The following is a 21,962-nucleotide window of genomic DNA, read 5'->3' on the forward strand; positions in this document are numbered from 1 at the left end:
GGTTCCCCATTGAACAAATCGCCGCCTAGTTCTACCTCAGTGACGATCTCTACAAAAATCTCAAATTCGCCGAAGCGTAATCCGAACACGGCTTTTAGGCATAAGAGCAAGGAAAAACATGCTAGACCACATCATCCTCTCGGTAAGCAACATAGAACGCTCCCTAGCCTTCTACGAAGCAGCCCTGAAGCCGCTAAACATCCGCTTCTTCCTCCCCTATAAAGGTGAGAACGGCCACCCAGACCTCTGGGGCTTCGGCGATGGAAAGCGAGCATGCTTCTGGCTCAAGCAAGGAACACCAAATCCAGCCGCCATTCATTGGGGATTCAAAGCCGAAAGCAACGCCCAGGTAGACGAGTTCTATCGCGCAGCAATCAACGCAGGAGCAAAGGACAACATCTCACCGCGAGCGCGGCTCGAATACTATCCCGGCTACTACGCAGCTGATGTATTAGATCCCGACGGCTACTCCTTCGAAGTCGTTCACAAAAGCTGACCGCCCCAAAGATCAAATCTACGGAGACTTGACGATGTTTCTCTCGACCACTCGAATCCTCGCCGTCTGCATTGCTCTAACCGCGAGCATGACGCAAGCCCAATCCATCTCTGAAATCCTGATCGCCGATGCAAAGTCACAGCCGGAAAGCCTGACCATTGCGCCGGATGGCGTGCTCATCGTCGGCAGTGCAAGCTCACCTTTCGTCTACAAAGTGCATCCCGGCTCATCCACAGCCGAAAAATTCATCGACGCCAGCGCCGAAGGCCCCGGCACATTTTTCTTCGGCATGCTCACCGACGCTTCCACGCATACGTTATGGACCTGCCAGCTAACCCCGGTGCCAAACACCACACCCACGCAACGCCATACCGCGCTCAGAGGCTTCGACCTCTCCACCGGAGCGCCCAAAGTCCGCTGGAACCTGCCCGGAGAGAACACCACATGCAATGATTTTGCAATTGGCCCGGACAAGGCGCTCTACATCACGGACACCGCCACAGGCAGAATCTACAGGCTTCCCGCAGGCGCATCCGCTGCCGAACTTTACCTCGAGCATCGAACGCTTCAGGGCGTCGACGGCATCACCTTCCTCGATGGCACGCTCTACGTCAACAACGTCGTCTTCAACAAGCTCTATCGCATCCCCGTCGATTCTTCCGGCAAGCCAGGGACGCCCGTCGATATCTGGATGGATCAGCCGGTCCATGGGCCAGACGGCATGCGTGCCGCAAACGGTAAGCTCTACGTAGCCGAAAATGGCAGCGGCAAAATCTCCTCCATCACCGTCAACGGAGATAAGGCAAGCGTTATCGTACTCAAGGATGGACTAAAGACACCCACCGGCATAGAGCCTGCAGGCGATACGCTCTGGATCACCGAGCGCGGCGCAGGCAAAGCTTTGTCGATCCCTATGCCCAAATAAAGACCGAATATCTTCTATCTAAAGGATTGTCAGTTGAAAACGTTACTCCCCATCGAACAAGTCGCCGCCAAGCTCGACCTCACCGAAGACTTCTACGAAAAGCGCAGCCCGGTGAGCGCCAAGCTGAATCTCGACCTCCTCAAAGACCAGCGCTTTCATCGCAACGGACACTTAGTGCTGGTCACAGCCACCACACCCACAGTCTCCGGCGAAGGCAAGACCGTCACCTCCATAGGGCTCGCTCAGGGCCTGGAAAAAATCGGCAAGCGCGCCATCCTCACCTCGCGCGAACCATCTCTCGGCCCGGTCTTCGGCATGAAAGGCGGCGCAGCCGGCGGCGGAAAATCACAGGTCGAGCCTGCCGAAAAAATCAACCTCCACTTCCACGGCGACTTCCACGCCATCACCTCCGCGCACAACCTTCTCGCCGCACTCATCGACTCGCACCTCTTCCACGGCAATGAGCTTGACCTCGACCCCAACAGCATCACATGGCCGCGCACGCTCGACATGAATGATCGCGCCCTGCGCAACATCACCGTCAGCGTCTCCGCTCCCGATAAAAAGCAGCGCGACGGCAGCAACTGCCCCAGCGGCTTCCTCATCACAGCAGCCTCGGAGATCATGGCCATCCTCGCGCTCGCACAGAGTCGCGAAGACCTTCGCACTCGCCTGGCCCGCGTCGTCATCGGCCAGGACCGCAAAGGAAACCCCGTGCGTGCAGCGGACCTCAGTGCAACAGGCCCCATGATGGCCCTGCTCAGTGAAGCCCTGCTGCCAAATCTTGTGCAGACCACGGAAGGCACGCCTGCCACGGTCCATTGCGGTCCCTTCGCCAACATCGCGCACGGCACCAGCTCCGTCATCTCGCAAAAAATGGGAATGCAACTAGCCGATTACGTCATCAACGAAACAGGCTTCGCATCGGACCTCGGCTTTGAAAAGTACATGGACCTCGTAAGTCCACTTTCCGGCACCAAACCCTCCGCTGCCGTGCTCGTAACAACCGTCCAAAGTGTCAGGCAACAACGTGAAGGCGACCTCGAGCGCGGCTTCGCCAACCTCGAAAAACACATCGCCATCGTGCGTAGCTTCGGACTGCCGCTGGTCGTAGCCATCAATCAATTCCCCAACGACACCGTAGCTGAGCTCGACACACTACGCACCTTCTGTCATGCACACGGCGCAGAGTTCGCGCTCTCCGAGGCATACGCGAAAGGCGCAGCAGGCGCCGTCGAGCTTGCACAAAAAGTCGTAGAAGTCATCGAAGCAAATCCAAATCCCGCGCTCACCACCACCTACGAATCCGATGATCCGGTACTCGAAAAAATCACAAAGGTAGCGCAGAAAATCTACGGCGCAGACGCCGTCGAATTAAGCGATCGCGCCAAAGAAAGCCTCGCCCGCTTTACGCGATGGGGCTTCGGCCAACTCCCCATCTGCATCGCGAAAACCCAATACTCGCTCAGCGACGATCCCAAGCTCCTCGGCGCACCCACCGGCTGGATGCTCCACGTCACAGACATCGCACTCTCCGCCGGCGCAGGCTTCCTTGTAGTTATCTCCGGCGCTATGATGCTCATGCCCGGCCTGCCCAAACTCTCCCGCGCCCTCGCCATCGACGTAGACGAACACGGCGAAATCATCGGCATGTCATAAATATTGGAATATCGTCCAAGGCAAACAACCTAGCGAGAAACCCGCGCCCTGGTCCAGGGATTCTTCCGCCCATTTCCGGCGTACTTCAACCGTGCGGCCTCAAATCTCTTTACATTCGTCACTGTCCAAAGCCACATTGGGTGCAACTGCACCAGCAGCTCCTCACCCAGCTTTGTAATCTTGTACTCCACCCTCGGCGGAACCTCAGCGAAGACCTCCCGCGTGACCAGCCCGCCCCGCTCCAACTGCCGTAGAGTCTTGGTCAAAGATTTCTGGCTGATCCCTTCCACCTCTTCCATCACACGCGAAAAGCGCATCGGCGCACCGGCCCTCGCCAGCACAGACATCGTCCACAGCGTCCACTTCTCAGAGATCTGCGTCACAATCTCCCGCACCAGCACATCCTGTTCGGCGGAAAGCTTGTCGCACATCGCGTCCGCTTTCTCCCAATCCACCTTCTTCATAGTTACCTCCAGGTAAGTACACGCCATTCAGGTGCCTTATTGCCAATGGATACTGAATCAACCATACTCTTCCTATGTCAGAGCAAACGAAACAATGGACAGCCAATCTCATTCCGTCGCAATCAGGCCGCCGTGTAGTGATTACCGGAGCAAACTCCGGCATCGGCTTTGAAACTGCCCTTGAGCTAGCCCGCAAAGGCGCTGAAATCATCCTTCCTGCTCGCTCCCTGGCGAAAGCGAATGACGCCATCAACCGCATCCGCAAAGAAATTCCGTCAGCCAGCCTCGTTCCCGCTGTCTTGGACCTAGCCTCGCAGGCCAGTGTGCGCGAGTTCGCTTCCTGGTTTTCCGCGCAGTACCCCGGCCCATCCATCGATCTGCTCATCAACAACGCCGGTGTGATGGCCATCCCCAAACGTGAATTAACGGTGGATGGCTTCGAGCGCCAATTCGCCACTAACTTCCTCGGCCCCTTCGCCCTCACCGCTTTGCTCTATCCACACATGCGGCAGCAGCAAGGCAACCGCATCGTCATCGTATCGAGTTCGATTACAAAGTTTGCGAAGATCGATTTCGCCAATCTGCAGAGCGAGCACCGTTACAGCCCCATGGCGCAGGCGTATGCCCAATCCAAACTGGCCGACTCGCTGTTTGCGCTTGAGCTTCATCGCCGAATGGCGAAGGCCGGCTCGCCCGTCATCGTCACATCGGCACATCCCGGCTACGCCATCACAAACCTGCAGACCAGCGGCCCTGGAACTGGCCTCTCTCCATTCCAAATCGTTGCAGCGATCTTGAAACCGTTTGCTTCACAGGATGCGGCTCACGGCGCTCTGCCAACTTTATTTGCAGCCGTAGCTCCCCAGGCCGCCTCTGGCGATTACTACGGTCCCGATGGATTTTCCGAGCTGAAAGGTTATCCAAAACTCGTCCCGATACCATCCGCCGCACAGGACCCGAAGGACGCAGAACGCCTCTGGCGTGAAGCCGAGACCCTGACAGGGATCACCTTCCGCCCCTGAAAGGAGTGTCCGCAGAACGAGCAGCGAATTTCCAGCGATACACTCAAAGCGAGGAAAATCGATGCTCCAACCTCCACCGGAAAACCCCTGCCTTGCTCATCCCAAACCGCTCGCCGAAAAAACCGCGCTAGTTACAGGAGCCGCCCAGGGCGTAGGGAAGGGAATCGCTCTCGCCTTAGCGCAGGCAGGCTGCACTGTCGCCATCAACGACAAGGAAGAATCCCCACTCACAGATCAAGTCGTCAGCGAAATCCGCAGCCTCGGCTCAAATGCTTTCGTAGTACCAGCAGACATCCGCTCCAGCACAAGCATCCAAAGCCTCTTCGATCATCTCGCACAAAAAATTACTAAGCTCGACATCCTCGTCAACAACGCCGGAACCCAAACATGGGCCCCATTCCTCGAACTCGAAGAAAGCGCCTGGGACCGCGACATCGACACCAACCTCAAGGGAACATTTCTCTGCACACAAGCCGCCGCCCGCTGGATGAAAACCACCGGCGGAGGTACCATCATCAACATCGGCTCCGGCAGCAGCAAGCTCCCATTCCCACGCCTCGTCTCCTACAGCGTGAGCAAAGCCGGTATCGCGGCACTCACAACCATCGCCGCCACCGAACTGGGCAGATACGGTATCCGCGTCAACTGCATCGCCCCGGGAGCCATCCTCACCGAGCGCACAGCCCAGGAAGACCCGCACTATGAGGGCATCTGGGCAACAGAAGCCCCACTGGGCCGCGTCGGCATGCCCAAAGATGTCGGGGACGCAGTCGTCTTCCTGGCATCGGATCAGGCATCCTTCATCAGCGGCCAGACAATCTGGGTAGATGGCGCCGCATTCTCAAAACCCAACTGGCCCTACAAGCTGGACTGAATCGCGCAGCCGCCCCAACCCACTACGTCCCAAGCAAAATAGCTTTCACCGCATCGGAATAAGCCTGCAACTCAATCTTGCGATCCGCCTGGCTTATATCGTCTGTCTTGCCCGCGTAATCATCGGTATTAAAATTCAGAGCCGCCTCCACCGTAAACACTGACATTCCCCGGGCCGACGCGTAATCGCCCAGGGAAGTCCCGCCGGGTGTGGTGCCGCTCCACTTAGGATGGTCGATTGCTCCAGTCGAGCCAACATTTCCTGCAATCGAAGGATGAGCCTGGCGTCCTGCCATGTTCGCATCGCGTTGCTTCTTGCCTTCATCCTCCCGGTCCATTGGGCGTTTTTCGCGTCCCTTGATTCCGGTCGTGGCTGCATCAATTTGTTTCGCTGTGTTGAGTGAGAGATCGCGGTCGGTGTCGCTGTCCTGTCCTGTCCTCTTCACCACTTCCTGCTGATACAGGCTCTCTTCCAGCTTCTTCAGTTGGTCTTGGGCATCAGGCGCCTTCTGCTGATCAGCCGTCATCTGCGATGGAGCATTCGCATGTGCCCAGTCCCTGGCCGCCTTATCCTCGTCCGGACGCAGCTTCCTGGGATCGTAGAAAGCCCCCGCCGCGCCCGAATGCTTGGTTCCGTGAAGGGTGATGATCCTCTCCGGCTTGAATTTCTCCATCAACTGCATCAGCAGTTGATTCTCTTGCAAAATCTCCCGTGTGCGGTTGCCGCGGTCGTCGGTGGTCGCGTCCACCGCCGTGCCCTTTCCCGCCTTCTTCGCAGCGTCCAGGTCTTCTGACGTCGGTGGAAAGTTCCGGTTCGTGGGAGTGGCATCCTTGCCGGACCCATTTTCCCGGTTCCCGCTCGCGGCATTATCAGGAAACATCGACGGAACAATAATCGCGCTCATAACCGCGGGTGGGCCCTTCGTAAGGTCGGCAATCAGATCGCGAGCAATCTCCATCCCCTGCCGTTCCGATCCATGCACGCCCGCAATCACCAGCGCACGCCGGTCAGTCTTACCTCGAAAGAAGAACGCTTCAATCGGCCGCTGCACGGCCCTTTCCCTCGTCTTCTCCCGGACCACCTCTTTGACCTTGCCCTTGACTTTTACCTTGACCGTTTCTTTGTACTTCTCCTTGACCTTTGGACCAAATTCTCCGCTGGTCCTTCCCAGCTCGCGCTTCCGGATCCGCTGCGCCAGCCACAGATCGTCAGGCTTGGTCGCCAACTCCTTGGCAATCATGGCATCGAGATCAGCATCCTGCGACGCATTCTGCACATCCGCCTGTCCCAGCCGGGCCAGCAGCGTTTCAATCTTGGGGTCGGCATCCCAGTCTTTCTTCACCTGATCTGAAAGCGGACTGCGCTGCACCAGCGAACGTCCCGCCCCCTGCTGCACCACATGCGCCAGCTCGTGGCCCAGCAGCCTCGCTCCCTTCGCTTTGCCGGGCAAATACTCATTCGCTCCAAACACAATCTCGCGTCCGTACGTGTAGGCACGCGCCCCAAGCCCACGCGCAGACTCAGCCGCATCCGGCCCGTCATGTACGCGAACGTCGCCAAAACTGTATTGGAACTGCTTTTCAAAAAGTCCACGCACCGGCGCAGGCAGCGGAGAGCCTCGCCCTCGAAACGAATCGGGACCAGGCCCAGCCAAATCATGTTCCAGCGGCTTGGCCGCCGCGTTCGCGCGCAGCCTCGGTTGCATGCTTCGGATCTGCGGCACAGAACCGTCTGAGAAGCCCGGTTCAGCAACACGCAAAGCCTGCTCTACAGCACGATCCGCCTCGTGTTCCATCGGATCATTGGCAGCGCCAATCTTAAGCTTCGCCTGAGTCGGCAAGGAATCACCCGAGCCGGGAGAAAAGAGCGGGATCTTGCCAAAATCCAACCCCTGTCCCGCACCGTGTCCGCCCGCGTCAGCCTTCTCTTGCTGCGCATCGCGATGCTCAGACAAGCCCGATCCGCCCAACCCGACAGCCGCCGACGGCTTGAATGTGTTTGCCCTCGATTTTGATCTTGTGACAGGCGGAACGAACATTCAGCACCCTGATTTGTAAACTCATCCACATTCCCGCAACACGCAGGAATAGGCCACATGCCGATCTATAGCGCTAAATGCTATGCCATCCCGCAATGAATCACAAGCAGCGAACCACGCAGACACTTGCCGGATTCTTCGGCGAACTTTCGATCGGCCTTTTCGAACAAACCACCTGATATTTGTCTTGTGCGTTCGCATGGTCGTCCCGTTTCATCTCCTGGTTCATCAAACTGTGATGCCGGCTCAATTCCGTTCCCATTGCCTGACCAGGACGAAGGAAAGCCAGACGTTTGCATTAGCTTGCGGAGCTCGTCCGGGTAGTAAAAACAGATTGGAATCACGTCCGATGAAATGATGCGTCGCGCGCCAGGCCCATTCATAACATCGAACTTCGTTCGCGCTTCAATCCCATCTCTCATTAATAATTTTGAGATCACTCTCGTGAGATCATCGCAAAGAGAGTGAACCCAAATGAAGCAGCTCACCACGAAAAACCTGATCGCATTCTTGTCTCTTGCCGTTCTCTGCAATCTCGTTCTCTGCAGTCTCGCGCCCGCACAAGAGACAAAACCAGACACGGTACTGCTCAACGGAAAGTTTTTTACCGGAGTAGCATCGCAACCTTACGTGCAGGCAGTGGCCATCCGTGGTGAGCGAATCATGGCCACCGGCGATACAAAAACAATCCAGGCTTTGGCCGGCCCAAACACGGTTGCGATTGACCTCCACGGCAGCACTGCCATTCCGGGCATCAACGACGCTCATCATCATTTCAGCCTCGGACCGGCCGAGGTCGACGTCGATTTCCAGACGCTGGACCCGTCATGGGAGCAGGTGAAGAACGGCATCGTAGCCGCCATCGCTAAAAACCCTCCCAACAGCCTGATCGCGGTGACCATTGGCTTCCAGGTCTTCGGAGATACTTCAGTAGACCGGGATGCCCTGGATAAAATCGCGCCGAACAATCCAGTGACGCTCGGCACATTCACCGGCCACGCGATGATTCTCAACTCGGCCGCTCTGCGCTTCTATAACGTCTCCGAAACTCAGCCTGACCCGCTCGGCGGTCGCCTCGAGCGTGACGCCAAAGGCCGGCTCACCGGCACCATCCGCGAATACGCCCTCATGAATATGTCGCGTGCTGCGGCCGATCGCATTCCAGATAGCGAAGCAATCGTTCAACTCCGGCAGCAGCTTGAGGATGAAGCAAAGTACGGCGTCACCTCCATCCAGGAGCTGTCGGTAGCGATGCCTCCAGCCCGCGCCGTCTCGCTTCTCAAGGCCGTGCCCACGCAGATCCGCGTTCGCATCGTGCGCATGCCCGGCACCACCCCAGCGGGCAGAGACGTTGCCGAAGGCAAGAGAATGCCAGCCCATCCCGCAAGCCTGATCACCGTGAGCGGCTCGAAATGGCTGGCCGATGGTGTTGGAGTCGAAGGCACCCTCACACCCAGGGGAGCCTGGAAACTTCCTGCCAAACCGCCGTTTGACTCCCTCATGGCTGACCTGCCGCTCCAATTTCCCGAAGCCGAGTATCGCACCATGCTGCAGGAAACCATCGATAACAACGACCAGTTGTTGCTTCATATCTCCGGCAATCGATCGGCCCAGACCGTGCTCGACGCCATCGACGCGACCGGCGGAAAAAGCATCTGGGACGGCCGCCGCCTCTGCTTCGAACATGGAGACGGAATCTTCCCCGACCAGTTCGCGCGCATCAAGCAGGACGGCATCATCGTGGTGCAAAACCCCATCCATCTAGCCCCCATCGTGCCGCCGGGCGTGGTGGCGTTTGAGAAAGCTCAACCTTTAAAGTCGCTGCTGGAAGCAGGCATCCCATTGGCCTTCGGCTCCGATGCGCCGGTCAACCCCTACCTCGACATCATGTTCGCCACCAATCCCGGCAACCGGCCCTCGGAAGCAATCACTCGTGAGCAGGCCGTCATCGCCTACACGCGCACATCGGCATACGCTGAGTTCGCGGAAAAAGAAAAAGGCACTCTGGAACCGGGCAAATTCGCAGACATCGCCGTCCTCTCGCAGGACATATTCACCGTGCCGGCGCCTGACCTGCCAAAGACACTATCGGTGCTGACAATGGTAGGCGGAAAAGTCGTGTACAAAGCCCCGGATCCAAAGTGAGAAGGGCTTCTATCGTCGAGCGCAACAAGTTTTTATCTCTGCGTTGAGGCCGTTTTCGGCCCAGTCTGGATCGACGAACGAAGCTGTTTTGCAACATGGTTTGCAATGTCATCCTGAACCATCAGTATGTCCGTGAATGCGCGGTCGTATGTCTCGGCCCACACCACAAATCCGTTATCGGCACGAGTGAGACGCACGGCCACTCGTACCGTCGCGCCTGACTTGCGCACACTGCCGTCCAGCAGATACGCCACGCCTAAAGCTCTCGCGATATCTCCAACAGGCAGTTGTTTGTCTCTGTAATAAAAGGAAGATGTAGGAGACGGAACGTGCAGATTTGGAATTTTGCTTAGCTTATCGATCAGCTCTTCGGTCATGCCATCCGCAAATTCGCCCTCTTTCATGCCCTGAGTCAGATCAAGGAACGGTAACACTGCCACGGACTCCTGCGATGCCGCACCTGTTGCGGGAACAGGGGATGGCGATCCGGCCCGGTTGTGCCACAGAAAGCCCAGGCCCGTGACACTGGCCAGCAGAAGCACAGCAACCACAACACCGGCCCGGTAGAAATCGGCCCCCTGAAAGAGTGGTCTTTTGGAGATCACCGGTTTTTGGTCAGGCTTTATCTCCTCCGCCAGCTTGGCCTCATCGCTGGTGCAGGACCCAACCGCCGCTACAAGCTGGTATCCCAGCCTGGGCACCGTGGCAATGTAGGTGGGCTGCCTGGAGTCGTCGCCGAGTTGGCGGCGTAGTCCTGCGATTGCCTGGTAGACGGAATCCTGCGAGACGGCAACTTCAGGCCACACTTCGCCAAGCACATCCTCAATACTGACCACCTCACCGGGACGGGACGCAAGGTACAGCAGCAGGCGCAGGCTGCGTATCTCAAGCCTGACGGTCTCTTCATTTCGCTGCAGTTGCCCGGAAGCTGGGTTCAGACACCATTCGCCGATACGGAGCATTGTCGGATGTCCCATGTCACATCTTTCAGAGAGATTCAGAGTATTTCAGCCGCGGTTCAGGACTTACAGAGTTCCATTGGCTATCGTAAACCTGGCCAGACTGCACAGTGCCGGCGCAGAGGGAGCCAAAACGAATCCATGTGGGGGAAATCAAATGGTGGAAGACACCTTGCCTGAACGAAAAACAAAGAATAACGCTCTCCTGGCAATCGCCGTGGGAGGTCTCTGTGCCGGCATCCTGGACCTTTCCCAGGCCTGCATTCTTTTTGGATGGGACATTCCGCTTGCGATTGCCGCCGGCCTCTTGGGACCAAAGGCCCTACACGGAGGCGTGGGCGCTTACGTGCTCGGAGTGCTGCTGCACTTCTTCATTGCGCTCAGCTTCTCGGCGTTTTACTACGCTGCCAGCCGAAAGCTCACCTTCCTGGTGCAGCATCCACTGGTGTGCGGTCTGGCGTACGGCGCCGCTGTGGAACAGGTCATGAATCTCGTCGTTCTTCCGCTTTCCGCCTTGCACGCGCGGGGGCCGTATGAGCTGCATGACCTGATTCTGGGAATTTTGGTGCACATGGTGGTCATCGGTCTTCCAATCGCCTTCAGCATTCGGAGGTTTGCTTAATGGCGAGGGCATAGCACGATTCAACAGGTATTTTTATTTCTTTATGTCGCCACTGATTGCCGCCGTTATGGTGTACGAATTTAGCCATATTGTGGACAGGAATCTTATCCACTCCAGCCTTCCGCGCCCCTTCATCCCGTATCTGCATGTGGCCGTATTTCCGGGATGGGTAATCTTTTTCATCTTCCAGTCGCGTTGGTAAGAACGCGCAACGTGCGATGGCATCGTCATGCGGGCTGGTTTGCAGCAGTCCTGGCCGTCCACTTTGCGAAGCAACCCCTCGCAGCCCATGGCAACCAATTGGAAGCGCCTGCCCTTTTTGGGCAGGCATCTCACCCTGTTACACGCGCATGGCGCGAGGAGCAAAAATGTCCTTAAAAGAAGTTCTTATCGATGAGTTACGCGATATGTATAGCGCCGAAAACCAACTGGTAACGGCACTCCCCAAACTGGCAAAGGGCGCGAATGATGCCACACTGGCGAAACTGTTCGAAGATCACCTCGAAGAAACCAGGGGACAGGTCCTTCGGCTCAAGAGCATATTCCAAACGCTCGATGAGAAGCCTACCGGTGAGCATTGCGGCGGTATGGAAGGTGTAATCGAGGAGGGTTCAGACGCCCTTGAGAAAGGGACCGAGGATGCTTCTTTCGACGCCGGTCTCATCGGCGCGGCGTTGCGTACGGAACATTACGAGATCGCGGGATATCAAGCCTGTATCGCGATGGCGAAGACCGTCAACATGACAGATATCGTTGAGCTTCTCACGCAAAACTTGAACGAAGAACTTGCCGCTGCCGAGAAGATCACCGCAGCTTCCAGGACCATTCTGAAGCAGGCCGCCTCCGAACCTGAACAGGACACCGAGCCGAAGACCGGCAAGGAAAAATACTCCGAAAAGAAGTCCAAAGAAGATGAAACCAAGGCCGCAGCTGGCATAAGGAAGCATGGCTGATGTGTTCTCCGTATTCCCCGTTACTTTGGTCCATTGTCCTTTCGTAATGCATTATCTCTCCAGATAATTTGCGTAGAATTACACCCATTTGTGCCATGCTCATAATGAGCACAAAAAGAAACGGCCCGAATCCATAGGATTCGGGCCTTCTTATTTGCGCAGCCTGCTCGCACAGTTCAGAAATAAAGATCGTATGAAGATTTCTAGATCAAATCACCAGTTCGTCCGCAACTCAAACACATTAAAAGGCTTCCAAGCCATGGAAGTTGCACAGTTTCAGAATGAGGATCGCATAAAGATTTCTATAAGAACTGTGGAACATGCCGCAATTCACACAATCCAAATCACTTCCGATTCAGCCTTGCACAGGATAACTCACGCGTCACTGACCTATCAGCTTCGCGCCCCATATCAGTAGCGCGCCACCGGCCAGAATCCGGTAAATCGCAAAGACCGTAAACCCATGCTTCCGCACCCACCCAAGGAACCACTCCACCACGCCAAAAGCCACAATAAAGGAGACGACAAAGCCGATGATCAGCACGATCCAGTGTTCGCCCGTCATCACCACATGCGCCGGTTCCACACCCGCAAGCTGCGCGGACCGGCTCGGATGGAGCTCTTTGAGCAGGTCATACGCCGTCGCCGCCAGCATCGTCGGAATCGAGAGCAGAAAGCTGAACTCCAGCGCCGACGGACGGCTCATCCCAACAAGCTGCGCCGAAGCAATTGTGGACATCGAACGCGAAGTCCCCGGAAAGATAGCCGAAAGCGATTGGCAAAGCCCAATCCAGATCGCCTGCAGAATGTTCATATCTTCCACATGCTCAGTCGAAGGATCGCTGCGCGAGGCCCAGAAGTCGACAGCCCACATGATCACGCCGCCAATCACCAGCGCCCATGCAATCGCCGTCAGGCTGCCCAGATGCTTGTCGCTCCACTTCTTCAGCGCCAGCGCCGGAATCGTAGTGCAGGTGAACGCAATGATCGTCAGCGAAATCGGATGCGTGAAAAAGTTTTTATCGCCACGCTCGCCGCGAGGAAAGGTCCGGAAGAAGTCCAGAATCCGCGTCAGGTACAGGAGCAGCAGCGCAAAAATCGCACCCGCCTGAATCACGACCGTGTACATCGCCCAGTACGCATCGTCCAGCGGAATCTTCATCATGGCTTCGGCAATGCGCAGATGAGCCGTCGAGCTCACCGGCAGAAACTCGGTCAGACCCTCAACAATGCCCAGGATCACGGACTGTAAGTAAGCGTTCACACTCCCTCCGGAGGAAGCCAGCAGTAAGAATCAAAATGAATAAAGCGGAAAGTATCGCCCTCAAACGTCACAGAACCCGGCGCAAAAGGATACTTCGATCATACGGCCCCGCAGCGAGTATGTGTTGCATTTAAGGGTACAAGTCATTGCACCAAATGAAGGATAGCGGCTTTAGCCTCGAGGGATGCTCGCTCTACTCTATTCGTGCTCGATGCCGTAAACCGGAACGCCCTGATCGATGCGGAAAACCAGCGCCGCGGCCCTGCCCGCATAATCCGACTGCGCGAACTTATCCTTCAGCCGTCCGGCAAGCTCATGCGCGCGCCCTTTAGCTGCATTCGACTTGTTACCATTGCCGTCCGCCGAGAACATATCCACCAGCACCGCCTGCCGGTAGGTTGCCGAATACAGCGCTTCCGCAGTCCGCGGCCCGTCCGGATGCTCGTTGGCATATTTTTCGTACAGCTCGGACTCTTTTTCCGGGCATTTTTCCTGCCCCTGCCAATCGCCGCACAATTTGTTGTCTAGGAGTTCAAACGCCGCCAGATCTGCCTGCCGCGTATGCGGATAGAACTTGAGGACCTTCTTCATCTCGTCCTCATCCATCTGCTCGCGCAGATATGCCTCGCGCTCCTTGGCTGAAGGGCGGGAGGCCGAATCGGCTTTCTGAATCTGCCACTGAATGTCTGCCGCGCGCCAGGCGCCCTCAGGCGCTAGCGGCGAGTTGGGAAACATCTCTGCCACCCTGCGATATAACAGCCTCGCGCTCTTTGCCGCATTCGCCGGCCCGCGTGGATCGCTCGCCAGCGACTCTTCATTCGCGGCCTCGCCCATTAGAATCTGGTCGCCATTCGGGGTGCTCTCCTCCACCACGCCTTTGGCCTCAATCCAGCCGGAAACAGGCGGCGGCGTCGAATCCGGGCTTCCCATCAGCGGCGTATCCGGTCCCTCATGCTCCAGCTGCACGTCCGTATTTGCATACACGCGCATCCACTGCCCGCTATGCTCGGCAATCACCATCTCGCGGCCAATCTGCACACGGTCCACCTTCTGCGAGTTCAGGTCCGCCGCCACGTAGAGCCATGTAACTCGCAGCACAACCGCCCTTGGCCCCGCCATCGGTTTCTGTAAATTGTCAGTCTTCTTCTTCTGTGCTCCAGCATGGAGCGTGAAAAGAACCAGGGCACAAATCGAGAGGGCATAAGCAATGCGTTTCATCAACCGAATCATAGTCCAAACGACGTTACGCAGTCGTTTCCGTAAGCACTTCGGCCAGTAGTTTCGGATCCACGTTACCCCCGCTCACCACCGCAACAGCCTTGCGATACACAGGTAGCTCTGCCGCATGAAACAGCAGTGCCGCAGTCGTTACAGCCCCGCTCGGCTCCGGAACCAACCTCGTTGTAGCCACAATTGCCCGCATCGCTGCGCGAATCTCTGCCTCAGTGACAGTAATAATCTTGTCCACGTATGCTTGAATGTGAGCAAAGTTTCGTTCACCCACACTCTGTGTCCGCAGCCCATCGGCAATCGTTCGGCTGGTCATCTCCGCAGGCCAGGTGACAATCTTTCCCATTCGGAAGCTCTCCGCAGCGTCGCCTGCCAGCTCCGGCTCCACGCCAATCACCATCGCCTTTGGGTTCAGCAGCTTCACCGCCGTTGCCACGCCGCTCAGCAAGCCTCCGCCGCTCACCGGAGCCAACACCAGGTCCACATCCGGCACGGCCTCTGCAATCTCCAGCCCGCAGGTTGCCTGCCCTGCAATGACGGCCGGATCGTCATACGGCGGCACTACCAGGTAGCCATGCTTGCGCACAAGCTCCGCCGCCTTCGCCAGCCGCTCACTTGACGCCACACCAACGTCGACGACCTCAGCCCCCAGCGCCAGCGTCGCCGCACGCTTGATTGCCGGTGCATTCGACGGCATCACGATGACGGCCTTCGCCCCCACCGCCCGTGCCGCATACGCCACGCCCTGCGCGTGATTGCCGCTCGAATACGTAATCACGCCGCGTCGCACTTCCTCCGGCGTCAGCTGAAGAATCTTGTTCGCCGCCCCGCGCAGCTTAAAGCTGCCAATAGGCTGAAGGCTCTCAGCCTTCAGCCACACATCGCCACTCACGCCATCAAACGGCGCGCGAACGAGCGGTGTCTTCACAGCTACGTCCGCAATACGTGCCGCCGCAGCTCGGATAGTGTCTAAGCCAACCAGTGTTTCGCTCATAGTACTCATGGAAGATATTTTGCCGGAAGAGGCGTCTCCGGTGTCTCAGCCTGCCAAAGAATGGCTTGCACTCTCCACCGGGTGCCGTCATAAACAGCCTGAATGCTATTGATGCCACGCGCAAAGGGTGCGGCGTCATTCAACGCGTGCCGCGACTCATACGTAGACCAGATATGCGCCAGGCTTCCATATTGTTCCACCTTGTTCACGGTAGCCTTCTCAAAGAAGTTGCCGCTACCACGCTTGGCGATCGCGCTGATCCAGTCTTCAACCGTCAGATTGCGCGCCGCATAAGTGGAGCTGTCTTTTGCCTTGCTGATCGGCGAAAGACGCGCATCCGGCAGGAACATGTCACGGAAGCAGGTGCGATCCTGGTCGTAGGGGCCGCTCACGTTGGCGTAAATTGCTATTGCCAGATCGTCGAGCGTTTTGGTGGAAGGGCAGGGCCCCTTTGTTGGCGCAGTAGCTGTGCCAGCCTGGGCAAAGGCGGCAGGGCAAAGCGTGGCAGCGGAGAGAGCAAGTAAAACCGCAATGCGTTTCATGCCGGGATTGTACAGCAGCTAGATTTCCAGAATCACGGGCATAATCAGCGGTCGACGTCCGGTCTGCTTCTGGATCAGCCGCTTCAGATCCACGCGAACCTTTTCCTTCACCATGCCGTAGTCGCTCTTCTGTTCGCCGCTCAGGCTGTCCAGTGATTTCAGCACCGTCTGGCGTGCTTCCTCGGTAATGTCCGCGCCGCCAAAGCCGCGCATCACCACCTCCGGCGACTGCTCCACCTGGCCCGTTCGCTTGTTAATGGCCAGCACCGCCAGCACAATACCATCCTCGCTCAAGATGCGCCGGTCGCGGATCACCAGGTCCTCAACCACATCAATTGACGAGCCGGAATCGATCAGCACACGTCCCGCCGTTACCTTGTCCGCTTTGCGCGCGTCATCCTTTGTCAGCTCCAACACGTCGCCGTCCTCGATGACAATGGCGTGCTCCACAGCGCCGGTCTCCATCGCAATCGCCGCGTGGCGACGCAGGTAGCGGTAATCGCCATGTACCGGGATGAAAAACTTCGGCCTGACCAGGTTGATCATCAGCCGCATCTCTTCCTGGCTGCCATGGCCGCTCACATGAATCAGCCCATGTGACCCATCGTCATAAATCACATTCGCATCGCGCCGGTACAGATGATCAATGACGCGGAAGATGCCCTTTTCATTGCCTGGAATGATCCGCGAGCTAAGCACTACCGTGTCGCCCTTTTCAATGCGCGCGTGCTTATGGTTGTCCACCGCGGCACGGCTCAGCGCGCTCATCGGCTCACCCTGTGTGCCGCTGATCAGAATCAGGAGTTGATCCACCGGATAGTCCTTCATCTGCCCCGGATTGATAATCAACCCATTCGGCACATCAATGTAGCCTAGGTCCTGCGCAATTTCCGTGCTCTCCACCATCGATCGCCCGATGATCGCTACCTTGCGTCCATGCGCCCGCGCAAGTTCCATCGCAATCTGAATGCGGTAAATCGACGACGAGAAGCAGCTGAAAAACAGCTTCTTCGGCGCACGCGAAAAAATCTCGTCCAGCCGGGGCCTTACCGCTCGCTCGCTCGGTGTATAGCCGGGCCGCTCCACATTGGTCGAGTCCTGCAGCAGCGCCAGTACGCCACGCTTGCCGTATTCGGCAAAGGTATGTAAATCAAAAGCGTTGTTATCGAGTGGTGAGAGATCAATCTTGAAGTCGCCCGTGTGAATCACGACTCCCGCCGGAGTATCGATCGCCAGAGCCACGCAATCCACCAGCGAGTGCGTCACGCGAATCGGCTCAATCGTAAACGGCCCAATCGAAAACTTTGACTTCGGCGCTATCTCAACCAGCTCCGTCTCGTCCAGCATGTGGTGCTCTTCGAGCTTCCCCTCCACATAGGCCAGCGTGAACTCCGTCGCGTAGACCGGAACCTTGATCTCGCTCAGAATCCACGGCAGCCCGCCGATGTGGTCCTCGTGTCCGTGCGTCAAAATAATGCCGCGCACGCGCTGCTTGTTCTCCACCAGGTAGCTGATGTCGGGCACGACAATGTCTACGCCCAGCAGTTCCGACTCAGGGAACATCAGGCCGGCGTCGATCACGATGATGTGGTCTTCCCATTCGAGCGCAAGGCAGTTCATGCCAAACTCGCCCAGTCCGCCCAAGGGTATGATTTTTAACTTATTAGTCTGCATCTGTCAGCTTTGATCCTACCACCACAAGCAATTTCACCGTTCCAAACCGCTATAATCACCGCGCTATGAAAATCTCTCCTCGACTGAAGCGTTTCTTTCCCGTGCTGCTCTTATGCTCGGCAGTTTATGCCCAAAAACAGCCCTGCACCACCGCCGGCACAGATAACGCCTTTCTCGGTATTCAAACCATTCGCCTATGGTCCAGCGATGCCCCCGAGGCGAAAGGCAAAGCTTGCGAAGACACGCCCACGCTCACCATCTTTTTCCCACGCTCAGGCGTCGCCAATGGCTCCTCCGTCATCATCCTGCCCGGCGGCTCGCACCAGCGCCTCGCCGGAGACCTCGAAGGCCGCGAAATCGCCGACTGGTTCTCCGCCCGCGGCATCACGGCGTTCGTCCTGCAGTACCGTCTCGGCAGCAATGGCTATCTCTTTCCCGTTCCGCTCTACGATGCCCGCCGTGCCGTGCAATTCGTCCGCTCCCGCGCCGCTGACTACCATCTCGATCCGCATCACGTCGTCATCATCGGCTTCTCCGCTGGCGGCCATCTCGCGGCTCTCGCCGCCACCAAGCCTGTCGAGGGAAAAGAAGATGCCGCCGACCCCGTTGAGCGCGTCTCCAGCCGTCCTGACTTCCTTGTGCTCGGCTACCCCTGGATCGACGCCATCTCCATGGACTACTCGCACCTCAACTACTGCAAGCTGATGAAGGTCGAAAATCGTTGCGAGGCGCTGACAAAAGAGTTCTCGCCGGACCTCTTCGTCACCAAAGACACGCCGCCCACCTTCTGGTATCACACAGCGGACGACTCCACCGTCCCCATCGATCAGGGCCTGCGCTTTTACGAAGCTCTCCTGAAAGCCGGCGTGCCCGCAGAGGCTCACATCTTCGCCCATGGCTCGCACGGCAGCGGTCTCGGCAAAGGTAATCCGTCCCTGGACCAGTGGCCGCAGCTCCTCGAAACATGGCTGCGCGCTCAGGGACTCATTCCGCAACCTGGTCATTGAGTTTTCTGCGTCTTTCTGCTGTGTATCGTCGTCCGTATAGCAACCATTTCCATCCCAGCGGATTTTCCTTACGCCGCTCTTATTCTCTTTGGAGGCTTCTGAACGATGAAAGCATGGCATCGGCTAGGTCTGTCCCATCTAGGTCTGTCCAATAAAGACGTGTCCCACATCGCATCCGTTGCGGCACTGTCCCTGATCTTCTCCACTTGCGCAGCGCCGGCGCAGCAGCCCAATCCTCCCAATCCTGAAGCCCGCCAGGGCCGCCAGCAAGCGCAGACGCCGGCAGACGAGAACGGCGAGAAGCCCACGCCCATTCCTCCGGAGAAATCCTCCGTCACGCACCACACCATGACGCTCGGCGGCAAGCAGCTTGCCTACACTGCCACGGCGGGCACACTTCTCGTCCGCGACCAGGAAGACAAGCCCAACGGCAGCATCTTTTACGTGGCCTACACGCTGGACGGTGCCGAAGCCAAATCCCGCCCCGTCAGCTTTCTCTATAACGGCGGCCCCGGTTCTGCCACACTCTGGCTGCATATGGGCTCGTTCTCGCCAGTTCGTATCCAGACGGATAGCCCCAAAGCCACTGCGGGTCCGCCCTTCAATCTGGTCGAAAATCAGGACTCGCTTCTCGACAAAACCGACTTGGTCTTCATCGATGCGCCGCTCACCGGCTACTCACGCGCCGTGGGCAAGGGAACTGCCAAGGATTTCGCTGGGGTCGATCAGGATCTGCACGCCTTTGACCGCTTCATCACGCGTTACATCACCGTCAACCAGCGCTGGAACTCACCCAAGTTCCTCATCGGTGAGTCCTACGGCACCACGCGTTCGGCGGCTCTGGCGGATCTGCTAGGCGGCGACGGCGTCCAGTTGAACGGCGTCGTGCTCATCTCGTCGATCCTGAACTATAACATTGAAAATCCCGGCTCCGATATGCCCTACATCGGCAACCTTCCCAGCTACGCCGCCGCGTCCTGGTACTTCAACAAAATTCAGAACAAGCCAAAGAGCCTTCCCGACTGGGTGCAGCAGGCGCGCGAATTCGCCGCCGGCCCATATGCCACGGCTCTTTTCGCAGGACACAACCTCTCCGATGCGGAGCTCGATTCCGTCGCTAAGCAGGTGAGCCACTTCACTGGTCTTAGCGTGGATTACGTCAAGGAAGCCAACCTGCGCATCAGTCCCACGCGCTTCCGCAAAGAAGTTCTGCGTGACGAGCGCCTCACGCTGGGCCGTTACGACATGCGCTTTGAAGGTGAGGACGCGGACGCAGCCGGCGAAAATCCCACCTATGACGCCTCCGACAGCGGCATCAGCGGAGCCTTCATCTCCGCGCTGCACGACTACCTTCAGCGCGAACTGAAGTACGAAACCACCGATTCCTACAATCCCAGCGCCAACACCATCGGCGAGTGGGATTGGCACCACCGCCCCACCAGCGGTGGCTTCGGGCGTGGCGGGCAGCAAACGGCCCCCTACGTTGCCGGCGATCTGGCTGGCGCCATCCGCAAGAACCCGCACCTGAAGGTCTTTTCCGCTAACGGATACTTCGACCTCGCCACGCCGTTCTTCATCACCGAGTACGACCTCGCGCACATGCAGCTTCCTAATGAGCTGCGCGGCAACGTGCAGTTCGGCTACTATCCTTCGGGCCACATGATCTACCTGAATGTAGAGGCTTTACATAAACTTAAGGCGGACTTGGAGGGATTTATCTCCAGTGCTGTGAAGTAGTTCATCGCCGTCATAACCCTAGAGTGGATGAAAGAAGCGATTTGTCTGAGGGTGCGGGTCAGGTCCCCGTACCCTCAAAGCCTGTATGGGGTAGCGAATGGTCGGCGCAGGCATGCCTGTTTAACGCGAATTGTGAATGATATAATCACAACATGTGCACGTCTTTCGAGGCGTGAACCGAGTTTCGGCGTCAGTAAATTATCGCGTTACCAATCACTAATTTAAGACAAATCTAGACGCACGGGAGCGTGCAAGCGATATGCTCAGGAAACTCACTGGTCCTGGATTGTTGCGCCTTCTGCTTGCGGAAGTAGTTTTTGTACATCATCTGAGCCGGTTCGCGTTCGGGAAAACTGCGGTATATGTGTTCTTCAGCCTGAGCGGGTTCTGGATTTATCAGATGTACACCCGCAGATATTCCAAAGCCAGATCCCCTTATCTCACGTATCTCATTTCGCGGATGTGGCGACTTCTGCCCACGTTCCTGCTGATATCGTTGCTGGCGATTGTCTTTGTTAGCCTCAACGGCAAACTCCCCGATGCATTGCAAAAGGACGGCGCCGCATACCTGGCTCTGTCCAGCCTCTTCATCTTCGGTTACAACCTGCTTCCTTATAAGCCTATAGGGCCTGCCTGGTCGCTGGATATCGAGATGCAGTTCTATCTGGTTGCGCCGTTTTTTGCTCTTGCTTTGCAACGACTGTCGCGTAGGTTGGCAGGCTTGCTCGTTGCCGGTACGGCGCTTGTCACTGGTCTCGCCATGGTGTTTTGGGGAGACCAATTCGTATTCAGTTATCTCATTTTTTTCGTGATTGGAATGGCCGCCGCCTCAATTCAATGGAAGCCGTCTGGCGGGCAGGCTTTTTCCTTTCTTGCAATCATGGTGCTCGCAGTAATCCTTTGTTTGTGTTCTCCCTGGAAGGGCATTCTGCTGGTGGGGGCACATCCCGGGCCGCTTGCCGGCTATAACATCCCTGCAAATATCGTCCTGGCTTTTTTCATTTTCCCTTACGCGATCTATACCACTCGCCAGAAAGGCTTTTCTGCGGACGGAATGTTCGGCGATCTCTCCTATGTGATTTATCTGCTTCACTGGATTGGTGTTCTCTGGCTGGGGCGGTACGCGACGGCCGGAAACTTCAGGCGCGCTGCATATATAGCGCTGATGTGGGTTGCAGTGACTGCTATTTCCTGGATTATCTGGAAGTTCTACGATCATCCCATCAACCGTTTGCGGTCGAGCTGGGTTTCGGCCCGGCTAAAGCCCGTGGAAAGCCAAAGGCCATCCGTCGAGGCCGCCGCTACAGAAGCGTCGAGCTGAGTACTCCTGTTTGTACAAGTTTTGTTTCCAATATGC

20 protein-coding genes are annotated in these 21,962 nt (G+C 57.2%); 11 read left to right on the forward strand and 9 right to left on the reverse strand.

All coding sequences use genetic code 11. The annotated features are described in order from the left end of the window. Nucleotides 1–118 precede the first annotated feature (118 nt). From VO84_RS17120 to VO84_RS17130, 3 genes are read left to right on the forward strand one after another with little or no spacing between them, the layout of a single operon-like run. A complete protein-coding gene (locus tag VO84_RS17120; RefSeq protein ID WP_058188968.1) occupies nucleotides 119–496 on the forward strand; it encodes a VOC family protein in 378 nt (125 codons plus the stop codon). Between the two features lie 34 nt (nucleotides 497–530). Continuing rightward, nucleotides 531–1,421, forward strand: coding sequence for an SMP-30/gluconolactonase/LRE family protein (locus VO84_RS17125; protein WP_058188969.1), 891 nt, complete (start codon nucleotides 531–533; stop codon nucleotides 1,419–1,421). A gap of 33 nt (nucleotides 1,422–1,454) precedes the next feature. Further along, the gene (locus VO84_RS17130) at nucleotides 1,455–3,080 is read left to right on the forward strand and encodes a formate--tetrahydrofolate ligase (RefSeq protein ID WP_082662113.1); all 1,626 of its coding nucleotides are present in this window, start codon (nucleotides 1,455–1,457) and stop codon (nucleotides 3,078–3,080) included. Between the two features lie 29 nt (nucleotides 3,081–3,109). Here VO84_RS17130 and VO84_RS17135 read toward each other — a convergent pair whose 3' ends face one another. Continuing rightward, nucleotides 3,110–3,544: a winged helix-turn-helix transcriptional regulator gene (locus tag VO84_RS17135; protein ID WP_058188971.1), complete on the reverse strand. Its 435-nt coding sequence runs from the start codon at nucleotides 3,542–3,544 to the stop codon at nucleotides 3,110–3,112. Between the two features lie 74 nt (nucleotides 3,545–3,618). Here VO84_RS17135 and VO84_RS17140 point away from each other — a divergent pair, with 74 nt between their 5' ends. Together VO84_RS17140 and VO84_RS17145 are read left to right on the forward strand one after the other, a co-directional pair. Continuing rightward, nucleotides 3,619–4,566 carry an oxidoreductase gene (locus tag VO84_RS17140; RefSeq protein ID WP_058188972.1) on the forward strand — a complete coding sequence of 316 codons (948 nt, stop codon included), beginning with the start codon at nucleotides 3,619–3,621 and terminating at the stop codon, nucleotides 4,564–4,566. 61 nt (nucleotides 4,567–4,627) lie between these two features. After that, a complete protein-coding gene (locus VO84_RS17145; protein WP_058188973.1) occupies nucleotides 4,628–5,440 on the forward strand; it encodes an SDR family NAD(P)-dependent oxidoreductase in 813 nt (270 codons plus the stop codon). Between the two features lie 22 nt (nucleotides 5,441–5,462). Here VO84_RS17145 and VO84_RS17150 read toward each other — a convergent pair whose 3' ends face one another. Further along, complete coding sequence (locus VO84_RS17150; RefSeq protein WP_058188974.1) at nucleotides 5,463–7,394, reverse strand: eCIS core domain-containing protein; 1,932 nt, start codon at nucleotides 7,392–7,394, stop codon at nucleotides 5,463–5,465. Between the two features lie 558 nt (nucleotides 7,395–7,952). Here VO84_RS17150 and VO84_RS17160 point away from each other — a divergent pair. Continuing rightward, on the forward strand, nucleotides 7,953–9,623 hold the full coding sequence (locus tag VO84_RS17160; protein WP_058188976.1) for an amidohydrolase: 1,671 nt from the start codon (nucleotides 7,953–7,955) through the stop codon (nucleotides 9,621–9,623). A 32-nt stretch (nucleotides 9,624–9,655) separates the two neighbouring features. On the opposite strand, the gene VO84_RS17165 is transcribed toward VO84_RS17160, so the two are convergent. Further along, entirely contained in the window at nucleotides 9,656–10,600 is a 945-nt protein-coding gene (locus VO84_RS17165; RefSeq protein ID WP_058188977.1) for a winged helix-turn-helix domain-containing protein, read from the reverse strand. 154 nt (nucleotides 10,601–10,754) lie between these two features. Here VO84_RS17165 and VO84_RS17170 point away from each other — a divergent pair, with 154 nt between their 5' ends. Continuing rightward, nucleotides 10,755–11,204, forward strand: a complete 450-nt coding sequence (locus VO84_RS17170; RefSeq protein ID WP_231738035.1) for a hypothetical protein — start codon at nucleotides 10,755–10,757, stop codon at nucleotides 11,202–11,204. On the opposite strand, the gene VO84_RS22625 is transcribed toward VO84_RS17170, so the two are convergent. Further along, nucleotides 11,182–11,535, reverse strand: coding sequence for a hypothetical protein (locus VO84_RS22625; RefSeq protein ID WP_157439972.1), 354 nt, complete (start codon nucleotides 11,533–11,535; stop codon nucleotides 11,182–11,184). The genes VO84_RS17170 and VO84_RS22625 overlap by 23 nt on opposite strands. A gap of 37 nt (nucleotides 11,536–11,572) precedes the next feature. Between VO84_RS22625 and VO84_RS17180 the strand changes: the two genes are divergently transcribed. After that, complete coding sequence (locus VO84_RS17180) at nucleotides 11,573–12,157, forward strand: YciE/YciF ferroxidase family protein (protein ID WP_058188979.1); 585 nt, start codon at nucleotides 11,573–11,575, stop codon at nucleotides 12,155–12,157. A 382-nt stretch (nucleotides 12,158–12,539) separates the two neighbouring features. Here VO84_RS17180 and VO84_RS17185 read toward each other — a convergent pair whose 3' ends face one another. The 5 genes from VO84_RS17185 to VO84_RS17205 form a co-directional block, all read right to left on the reverse strand. Then, a complete protein-coding gene (locus tag VO84_RS17185) occupies nucleotides 12,540–13,421 on the reverse strand; it encodes an undecaprenyl-diphosphate phosphatase (RefSeq protein ID WP_058188980.1) in 882 nt (293 codons plus the stop codon). 198 nt (nucleotides 13,422–13,619) lie between these two features. Continuing rightward, nucleotides 13,620–14,639: a tetratricopeptide repeat protein gene (locus VO84_RS17190; RefSeq protein WP_058189355.1), complete on the reverse strand. Its 1,020-nt coding sequence runs from the start codon at nucleotides 14,637–14,639 to the stop codon at nucleotides 13,620–13,622. Between the two features lie 25 nt (nucleotides 14,640–14,664). Then, entirely contained in the window at nucleotides 14,665–15,645 is a 981-nt protein-coding gene (locus VO84_RS17195) for a threonine ammonia-lyase (protein ID WP_082662115.1), read from the reverse strand. A gap of 5 nt (nucleotides 15,646–15,650) precedes the next feature. Then, nucleotides 15,651–16,187 (reverse strand): hypothetical protein, encoded by a 537-nt coding sequence (locus VO84_RS17200; protein WP_058188982.1) that lies wholly within the window; start codon nucleotides 16,185–16,187, stop codon nucleotides 15,651–15,653. An 18-nt stretch (nucleotides 16,188–16,205) separates the two neighbouring features. Beyond that, nucleotides 16,206–17,861: a ribonuclease J gene (locus tag VO84_RS17205; RefSeq protein WP_058188983.1), complete on the reverse strand. Its 1,656-nt coding sequence runs from the start codon at nucleotides 17,859–17,861 to the stop codon at nucleotides 16,206–16,208. Nucleotides 17,862–17,926: 65 nt separating this feature from the next. On the opposite strand from VO84_RS17205, the gene VO84_RS17210 reads away from it, so the two are divergent. From VO84_RS17210 to VO84_RS17220, 3 genes are all read left to right on the forward strand, one after another. Beyond that, a complete protein-coding gene (locus VO84_RS17210) occupies nucleotides 17,927–18,868 on the forward strand; it encodes an alpha/beta hydrolase (protein ID WP_058188984.1) in 942 nt (313 codons plus the stop codon). 159 nt (nucleotides 18,869–19,027) lie between these two features. Further along, entirely contained in the window at nucleotides 19,028–20,605 is a 1,578-nt protein-coding gene (locus VO84_RS17215) for a S10 family peptidase (RefSeq protein WP_082662191.1), read from the forward strand. Nucleotides 20,606–20,864: 259 nt separating this feature from the next. Continuing rightward, the gene (locus VO84_RS17220) at nucleotides 20,865–21,926 is read left to right on the forward strand and encodes an acyltransferase family protein (RefSeq protein ID WP_082662116.1); all 1,062 of its coding nucleotides are present in this window, start codon (nucleotides 20,865–20,867) and stop codon (nucleotides 21,924–21,926) included. Nucleotides 21,927–21,962 lie beyond the last annotated feature (36 nt).

Origin of the sequence: Occallatibacter gabretensis (assembly GCF_001449115.1) — a bacterium.
Lineage (GTDB): Bacteria > Acidobacteriota > Terriglobia > Terriglobales > Acidobacteriaceae > Telmatobacter > Telmatobacter gabretensis.